Origin of the sequence: Streptomyces sp. CBMA29 (assembly GCF_014596445.1) — a bacterium.
GTDB lineage: Bacteria > Actinomycetota > Actinomycetes > Streptomycetales > Streptomycetaceae > Actinacidiphila.
The window spans coordinates 1-7,978 of record NZ_MECL01000061.1 but is presented as its reverse complement, the minus strand read 5'-3'; the positions used below and the strand labels follow the sequence as shown (position 1 = coordinate 7,978).

Annotated in this window: 8 protein-coding genes and 1 pseudogene; 8 read left to right on the top strand and 1 reads right to left on the bottom strand. The window is 72.3% G+C overall.

The features are described 5' to 3' along the window. Positions 1–125 precede the first annotated feature (125 nt). The 4 genes from BGM09_RS08940 to BGM09_RS08925 all read left to right on the top strand — a co-directional run bounded on the left by BGM09_RS08940 (position 126) and on the right by BGM09_RS08925 (position 4,161). On the top strand, positions 126–1,064 hold the full coding sequence (locus tag BGM09_RS08940; protein WP_188280932.1) for a M56 family metallopeptidase: 939 nt from the start codon (positions 126–128) through the stop codon (positions 1,062–1,064). Positions 1,065–1,087: 23 nt separating this feature from the next. Then, complete coding sequence (locus BGM09_RS08935; RefSeq protein ID WP_188280931.1) at positions 1,088–1,780, top strand: HAD family hydrolase; 693 nt, start codon at positions 1,088–1,090, stop codon at positions 1,778–1,780. A gap of 227 nt (positions 1,781–2,007) precedes the next feature. Further along, the gene (locus BGM09_RS08930) at positions 2,008–2,694 is read left to right on the top strand and encodes a TetR/AcrR family transcriptional regulator (RefSeq protein WP_188280930.1); all 687 of its coding nucleotides are present in this window, start codon (positions 2,008–2,010) and stop codon (positions 2,692–2,694) included. A gap of 96 nt (positions 2,695–2,790) precedes the next feature. Next, a complete protein-coding gene (locus BGM09_RS08925) occupies positions 2,791–4,161 on the top strand; it encodes an FAD-dependent oxidoreductase (protein ID WP_188280929.1) in 1,371 nt (456 codons plus the stop codon). 131 nt (positions 4,162–4,292) lie between these two features. On the opposite strand, the gene BGM09_RS08920 is transcribed toward BGM09_RS08925, so the two are convergent. Beyond that, entirely contained in the window at positions 4,293–4,697 is a 405-nt protein-coding gene (locus BGM09_RS08920) for an ArsR/SmtB family transcription factor (protein ID WP_223186536.1), read from the bottom strand. A 139-nt stretch (positions 4,698–4,836) separates the two neighbouring features. On the opposite strand from BGM09_RS08920, the gene BGM09_RS08915 reads away from it, so the two are divergent. The 4 genes and pseudogenes from BGM09_RS08915 to BGM09_RS08900 all read left to right on the top strand — a co-directional run. After that, a complete protein-coding gene (locus BGM09_RS08915) occupies positions 4,837–5,931 on the top strand; it encodes an NADH:flavin oxidoreductase/NADH oxidase (RefSeq protein WP_188280928.1) in 1,095 nt (364 codons plus the stop codon). Positions 5,932–6,028: 97 nt separating this feature from the next. After that, positions 6,029–6,706: a uracil-DNA glycosylase gene (locus BGM09_RS08910; RefSeq protein WP_188280927.1), complete on the top strand. Its 678-nt coding sequence runs from the start codon at positions 6,029–6,031 to the stop codon at positions 6,704–6,706. 25 nt (positions 6,707–6,731) lie between these two features. Beyond that, complete coding sequence (locus BGM09_RS08905) at positions 6,732–7,571, top strand: phospholipid scramblase-related protein (RefSeq protein WP_188280926.1); 840 nt, start codon at positions 6,732–6,734, stop codon at positions 7,569–7,571. 3 nt (positions 7,572–7,574) lie between these two features. Beyond that, positions 7,575–7,978 (top strand): annotated as a pseudogene (locus BGM09_RS08900) (ATPase); the annotation flags it as partial.

Here is a 7,978-nt window from a genome sequence, read left to right as displayed (position 1 = left end):
TGGCGATGGCGCTGGGGATGTTCGCGATGCTGCTGACCCTGTGACGGACTCGCTGCCGTGAGTCATGCGTCACATCGGGTCGTGGTCCGTCCCCCGTGATCCCCGCGCCTCCTAGGCTGATCACCATGACGGTCCCGTTCGTGCTGCTGATTCTCGGCGCACTTGCGGCGGCGATGGCGCCGCGTCTGCTGTCCCGTGCCAAGTGGCCGGAACGCGAACCGGTGCTGGCCCTGTGGGTCTGGCAGTGTGTGGTCGCCGCCGTACTGCTGTGCTGTGTGCTGGCCATGGCGCTCTCCGCCTCGGCCGCCTGGGCCGCGGTCCGCGGCAATCTCTTCGCGTTCGCCCCGAGCGGTGTGGTCGACGCCTACGCGCTGTCGGAGTACGGCCGCTGGGCCGGGACCATCGCCGTCCTGCTCGCGCTCGGCGGCGTGTGGACCGCGGCGATGCTCACCCGCGAGGTGCGCGGCACACGGTCGCGGCGCAAGCAGCGCCGTGCGGAACTCCGCGTGCGCGCGCCCCGGCTGCCCGGTGAGACCGTCACGCCCGGCGAGCGTCTGGTGGTCCTGGAGGACGCCCGCTCCGACGCCTGGTGGCTGTCCGGCGCCGAGCCCCAACTGGTCATCACCACAGCCGCGCTGCGCCGCCTGAAGGGCCGCCAACTGGACGCCGTGCTGGCCCACGAGCAGGGCCACGTACGCGCCAGGCACGATGTGCTGCTGCACTGCTCGGGCGCGCTGGCGGGCGGCTTCCCACAGGTGCCGGTCTTCGCCGCCTTCCGTGACCAGGTGCACCACCTGGTGGAACTGGCGGCCGACGACACGGCCTCGCGCCGCTTCGGCCGCCTCACCACCGCTCTCGCGCTGGTCGAACTGAACGCGGAACGCGGTGTCTTCGGCCCGTGCCCCACGCCGCTCGCCGCGCTGCCCGGCCGCGTGCACCGGCTGCTCGATCCCACGCCCCGGCTGCCGCTCGGCCAGCGGGTGCGGATGACGGCCTTCGCGCTGCTGGTCCCGGCGGTCCCGCTGCTGATCGCTTTCGGCCCCGGCCTCGGCGCGCTGACCTGAGCGGCGGCGGGCGAGGCGGGGACATGGCCGTCAAGGGCGTGATGTTCGACTTCTCCGGCACCCTGATGCGGGTCGAACCGGCCGAGTCCTGGCTGCGGTCGGCGCTCACCGCCGAGGGAGTCACGGCCACCGATGACGAGGTCGTGGCGTACGCCGGAACGCTGGAGCGGGCGGGGGCGCTGCCCGGCGGCGGACCGCCCGAGCGGATTCCGCCGCGCTGGGCGGCGGCCTGGGCGCGGCGCGACACCAGCGCGGCCGAGCACCGGGCGGCGTACGGCGGCCTGTCCCGTACCCTCGCGCTCCCCTGGGATGTGCACGACGCGCTCTACGACCGGCATATGGCGCCCGCCGCGTGGAATCCGTACCCCGACACCGAGCGCGTGCTGCGAGCCCTGCGGGACCGGGGCGTGCCGGTGGCGGTGGTGAGCAACATCGGATGGGATCTGCGGCCGGTCTTCGCGGAGCACGGGCTCGACGCGTTGGTGGACGTCTTCGTGCTGAGCTTCGAGCACGGCGTCCAGAAGCCGGACGAGCGGCTGTTCCGGATCGCCTGCGAAGGGCTCGGGCTGGAGCCCGCGGACGTCGCGATGGTGGGCGACAGCCGTGCGGCGGACAGTGGCGCCGCCGCGCTGGGCTGCCCGGTTTTCCTGGTGGACCATCTGCCGGTGACGGCACGTCCCGACGCGCTGCTCGGCGTCCTGGACCGACTGGCCTGATGCGGCGCCGCGCACCGTACGCGCCGAGCGCTCATGAACCGGCCGCTGAAGGGGCAAGCGCTTGCAGGACAAGAGCCTCGATGACAAGCGCTTTCGGGATCGGTGCCGGTCCCGGCGATCCCCCGCGCCGCCGGGACCGGCACCATCCCCCGTTTCCCGGACAGGGCGAAGCCCGCCGGGTTGCGCTGAGTATATTGGCTCGCAGCCAGTCAACGCAGGAGTAAATAATGTCCCCTCGGAGCGCATCGGTCAATGAAGCAATGCGTCAGCGTTCCCGGGAACGGCTGCTCCAGGCAACGGTGGAGCTGGTCGAGGAGCGCGGATACGCGGCCACCACGCTGGCGGACATCACCCAGCGGGCGGGGTCGGCACGCGGCCTGGTCTCGTACTACTTCGCGGGAAAGCGCGAACTGTTGCAGTCCGCCGTGCACCGGCTGATGCACATGGAACTGGCCGCCGCGCTGGACCGCGAGCCGCGGTCGGAAGACGGCCTGGAGCGGATGGCGCGGGCCATCGACGCGATTCTCGGCCTCACGCAGACGCACACCACCTTGATGCGTACGCACATGGCGTCGATCCTCCAGGCGGAGGGTTTCATCCAGTGCCCGGAGCAGCAGAAGCTCGCGGCGCTGCTGAGCCACGCGGTGGACGGCGCGGGGATCGTGTCGGGACCCGAGGGGCCGGAGGCGGAGTACCGGCTGCTGCGCGCCCTGCTGATGGGCGCGACCGTGGCGCTGCTGCTGCCGGGCGCTCCGATGCCGCTGGCGCGGCTGCGGGCCGAACTCTTCGAGCGGTACGGGCTGGAGTGGACGCTGGGGGTGCCGCCGAAGGGCGGTGCGGTGGCCCCCGCGAAGGTCGGCGCCAGCGGGGACGGGGACGGCGGGAACGGCGCGGACGGGCGGCCGGTGGGCTGAAATCGTGCGCCTCGACCAGGTCGGCGGGTGCAGGACTCTGCCGTGGCGCGTCCGGAGGGCGCATGCTGGTGACATCCCGCCGAAGGGAGCACCGCCGTGTTACGCGTCGCAGTCGTCGGTTCGGGTCCGAGCGGGGTGTACACCGCGGACGCGCTCACCCGTCAGAAGTCGGTGCCGGATGTCGCGGTTGACGTGCTCGACCGGTTGCCGTGCCCGTACGGCCTGGTCAGATACGGTGTCGCGCCCGACCACGAGAAGATCAAGTCCCTCCAGGGCAGCCTGCGCAAGGTGCTGGAGGATCCGCGGGTGCGCTTCCTCGGCAACGTCGGCGTGGGCCCCGCACCGCTGACGCCCGAGCGGTTGCTCGGCCTGTACCACGCGGTGGTCTACTGCGTGGGCGCCGCGACCGACCGCAGACTGGGCGTGCCCGGCGAGGAGTTGCCCGGCAGCTACTCGGCGACCCGCTTCGTGTCCTGGTACAGCGCGCACCCCGACGAGCCGCCGGACGGCTTCGCCCTGCGGGCCCGCTCGGCCGTGGTCATCGGCGTCGGGAATGTCGCGGTCGACGTGGCGCGCGTGCTGGCCCGGCGCGCGGACGAACTGCGGCGCACCGACGTACCGGAGGCCGCGCTGCGGGCGCTCGCCGACAGCCGCGTCACCGACATCCACATGGTGGGGCGGCGCGGGCCCTCGCAGGCGAAGTTCACCACCAAGGAGCTGCGTGAGCTGGGCGCGCTGACCGACACCGATGTGGTCGTGCGCGAGGACGAGTTGGCGCTCGACCCGGCGTACGCCGACCCCTCCGGTCTGCCGACGGCGGCCCGGCGCAATGTGGAGGTGCTGCGCTCGTGGGCCGCCCAGCCGCCGCGGGGACGGCCGCGCCGGCTCCATATGCGCTTCTTCCTGCGCCCCACCGCGTTCCTCGCCGACGAGGCCGGGCGGGTGAGCGCGGTCCGATTCACCCGAACGGGTCCTGACGGGCACGGCGGTGTGTCGGATACAGGCGGCGGCGAGGAGATCGACGCGGGACTCGTCCTGCGCTCGGTCGGCTACCAGGGGGTGCCGCTGCCCGGCCTGCCCTTCGACCCTCGGGGCGCGGTGGTGCCGAACGACGCGGGCCGTGTGCTGCGCGACGGTACGCCCTCCCCCGGCGAGTACGTGGCGGGCTGGATCAAGCGCGGGCCGACCGGTGTGATCGGCACCAACCGGCCGTGCGCCAAGGAGACCGCGACGGCGCTGGTCGCCGACGCGCCGGCTCTGCTGACGCGAGAGCTGTCGGCCGATCCGCTGGCGGGGCTGCGGGCCGCGGGCGTACGGCCGGTCGCCTGGCAGGGCTGGCTGGCGATCGAGGCGGCGGAGGCGCAGTGGGGCCGTTCCCTGGACCGGGGGACGGTCAAGATCCCCGACTGGGAAGGGCTGTTGACGGCGGCGGGCCACTCGTCGGCGGCGGCCGAGGGACCGGCCTGAGGCCCGTCACCGACGGGATACAGCGAGGGACGTCGAATCCGGGCACGTCGAACTCGGGCACTCGGATCCGGGCTTTCGGACACAGCCATTCGGATCCGGGCTTTCGGATACGGGCGCCCCACGCCTCACGGTCAGCCGTCGAGCCGGGCCGCCTGGCGGGCCGCCGCGTCGAGGACGCGGTCCAGCAGACCGGGGAAGAGCGCTTCGAGGTCGTCCCTGCGCAGCGCGTTCATCTTGGAGGTGCCGCGGTAGATCTGGCTGATGACGCCCGCCTCGCGCAGCACCCGGAAGTGGTGCGTGGTCGTGGACTTGCTGACCGGCAACGGCACGTCGGAGCAGGCCACTTCGCCATGGGCGGCGGCCAGATTGCGGACCACGATCAGCCGCATCGGGTCGGACAGCGCGTGCAGCACCTCCTCCAGCCGGATCTCCGCGGTGGCGGGGTGCTCCAGGGCGCGCGTGGCGGCGGTGGCGGCGCCGTACGTGACGTCGGGACCCGCGGTCGGCGGCGCGTGGGACGGAATCGGGAGTGTCATGAACGTCATATTACGATACCCGTCGTAGTTTGACGTCTGCCGTACTACGGTGTCTATCGTAGAAGCCGTCACCAGTGCGCGGCGACAGACCCCGACCGGTGGAGCCCCGCGACGCCAGTCCGACGACGAGGAGAGTGCCGTGAGCGCGCTGTTCGAGCCCTTCACCCTGCGGTCCGTGACCATTCCCAACCGGGCCTGGATGGCGCCGATGTGCCAGTACTCGGCGGCGACCGAGGGGCCCGACGAGGGGGCGCCCGGCGACTGGCACTTCGCGCACTACGCGTCGCGGGCGGTCGGCGGCGCCGGACTGATCCTGGTCGAGGCGACCGCGGTCAGCCCCGAGGGCCGGATCAGCCCCGCCGACCTCGGCATCTGGAACGACCACCAGGTGGCCGCCTTCAGCCGGATCACCCGCTTCCTCAAGGACCACGGCACCGTCCCCGGCATCCAGATCGGACATGCCGGACGCAAGGCGTCCATGGACCGGCCGTGGGCGGGCGGCGGCCCGTTGAGCGAGGACGAGCGCGGCTGGCAGCCGGTGGCACCGAGCCCGGTGGCGTTCTCCGACCAGTCCAAGGTGCCGACCGAGCTGTCGCAGGCGGACATCAGGGACGTCGTCGGGCAGTTCGTGGCCGGGGCCCGGCGCGCGCTCGCGGCGGGCTTCGAGGTGCTCGAACTGCACGGCGCGCACGGCTATCTGATCGGCGAATTCCTCTCCCCGCACAGCAACCACCGCACCGACGGCTACGGCGGCGCCTTCGAGAACCGGATCAGATTCGCACTGGAGACGGTCGACGCCGTGCGCGAGGTCTGGCCGGAGGAACTGCCCCTGTTCTTCCGCGTCTCGGCCACCGACTGGCTGGAGAACGGCGGCTGGACGGCGGACGAGACGGTCCGCTTCGCCAAGGAACTGCTCGTGCGCGGGGTCGACCTGCTCGACGTGTCCACGGGCGGGAACGCCTCGGGCGTACGCATTCCGCTCGGCCCCGGCTACCAGGTGCCCTTCGCGGCCCGCGTGAAGGCCGAGACCGGTCTGCCGGTGGCGGCCGTCGGCGAGATCACCCACCCCCGGCAGGCCGAGACGATCCTGTCCACCGGCCAGGCCGACGCCGTCCTGCTAGGCCGCGAGTTGCTGCGCACGCCGAACTGGCCGCTGCACGCCGCCCGCGAGCTGGGCTCCGAGGTGGAGGTGCCGCAGCAGTACGGGCGGGCCTTCCGCCGGGCCGGCCTCTGACCGGCCGTGCCCGGCGGTCCGCCGCCGGAGCCCTCGCACGCGGGCGGGTCCGATCCCTGTCCGCGGCACGGCCGTTGAGCCAGTAGAGTGACGGACCGTGACAGCGCGACCATTGAACGAGATCGTCGAAGCGGGCTGGGCGAAGGCGCTCGAACCGGTGGCGGACCGGATCGCGGCGATGGGGGACTTCCTCCGCGCCGAGATCGCCGCGGGGCGTACGTACCTTCCCTCCGGTGCGAACGTGCTGCGCGCGTTCCAGCAGCCCTTCGACGACGTCCGGGTACTGATCGTCGGGCAGGACCCGTATCCGACCCCCGGGCACGCGGTGGGGCTCAGCTTCTCGGTCGCGCCGGACGTACGGCCGCTGCCGGGCAGCCTGGAGAACATCTACCGCGAGCTGGGCTCCGACCTGGGGCTGCCGCGGCCGTCCAACGGGGATCTCACACCGTGGACCCGGCAGGGTGTGCTGCTGCTCAACAGGGCGCTGACCACCGCGCCCCGGCGGCCCGCCGCGCACCGAGGCAAGGGCTGGGAAGAGGTCACCGAGCAGGCGATCAGGGCGCTCGCCGCCCGGGGCCGTCCGCTGGTGTCCGTGCTGTGGGGACGGGACGCCCGCAATCTGCGGCCGCTGCTCGGGCAGTTGCCCGCGATCGAGTCCTCGCACCCCTCGCCGATGTCGGCCGACCGCGGCTTCTTCGGCTCACGGCCGTTCAGCCGCGCCAATGATCTGCTGGTCCGACAGGGTGCGCAGCCGGTCGACTGGCTCCTTCCCTGACATGTCTTGACGGTACTCTGCCCGGGTGACGACGCATCCCAATACTCCGGCGGGCTGGTACGCCGACCCGCAAGGCACCCCGAATCTGCTCCGCTACTGGGACGGCAAACAGTGGACGGAGCACACGAACCCCGGCCAGATTCCGCAGCAGCAGCAAGGCGGCGGCAACGCGTGGGAGCTGAATGTCAGCGGCGCCCCCGACCCGTCCAAGGTCCAGCGCCAGGTGCAGCAGCAGGCCGGGATAGCGCCGACCTCGTTCGGCGGCGGCACCCTGTTCACCGAGCCGATCCTGGTGGTGAACCAGAAGGCCAAGCTGATCGAGCTGGTCAACGAGTACAGCGTCTTCGACCAGCAGGGCCGTACCCTCGGCTCGGTCGTCGAGATCGGGCAGAGCACGGCGAAGAAGGTGCTGCGCTTCGTCTCCAGCGTGGACCAGTTCCTGACCCACAAGCTGGAGGTCAGGGACGCGCACGGGCAGCCGCAGTTGGTGCTCACCCGGCCCGCGAAGTTCATCAAGTCCAAGGTGCTGGTGCACCGCTCGAACGGTGAGCCGCTCGGCGAGATCGTGCAGCAGAACGCCTTCGGCAAGATCAAGTTCGCGTTCATGTACAACGGCCAGCAGATCGGTGCCATCAAGGCCGAGAACTGGCGGGCGTGGAACTTCGCCATCGTGGACCACACGGAGACGGAGATCGGCCGGATCACCAAGACGTGGGAGGGCCTGGCCAAGACCATGTTCACCACGGCGGACAACTACGTCCTCCAGATCCACCGGCCGCTGGCCGACCCGCTGCTGAGCATGGTCGTCGCCTCGGCGCTGACCGTGGACACCGCGCTCAAGCAGGACTCGCGCGGGCTCGGCTGATCCGTGCCCGCTTCCGCTGACTGGGTGCTCGGGATCGACTCCGGCGGTTCCGGCGTGCGGGTGGCCGTCGCCCGCGCCGACGGCGCCGAGGTGTCCGCGCCCGCCGTCTCGGCCCGCCCGGCCGTGACCGGCGAGCGCGGGATCGACGCCGCGAGCATGCTCGACCAGGTCGTGCCCCTGGTGAACGGCCTGCTGGACAAGGCCGGGGCGGGCACGCTGGCCGCCGCATGCGTCGGCGCGGCCGGTATGGCCACGCTCGGCACCGACCTGCGCGCCGTGCTGCCCGACGCCCTGGCCGCCGCCTTCGGGGTGGAGTCGCTGGCACTGGCAGGTGACGCGGTGACCGCGTACGCGGGCGCGCTCGGCCTGCGGCCGGGCGTCGTCGTCGCCGCGGGCACCGGCATGAT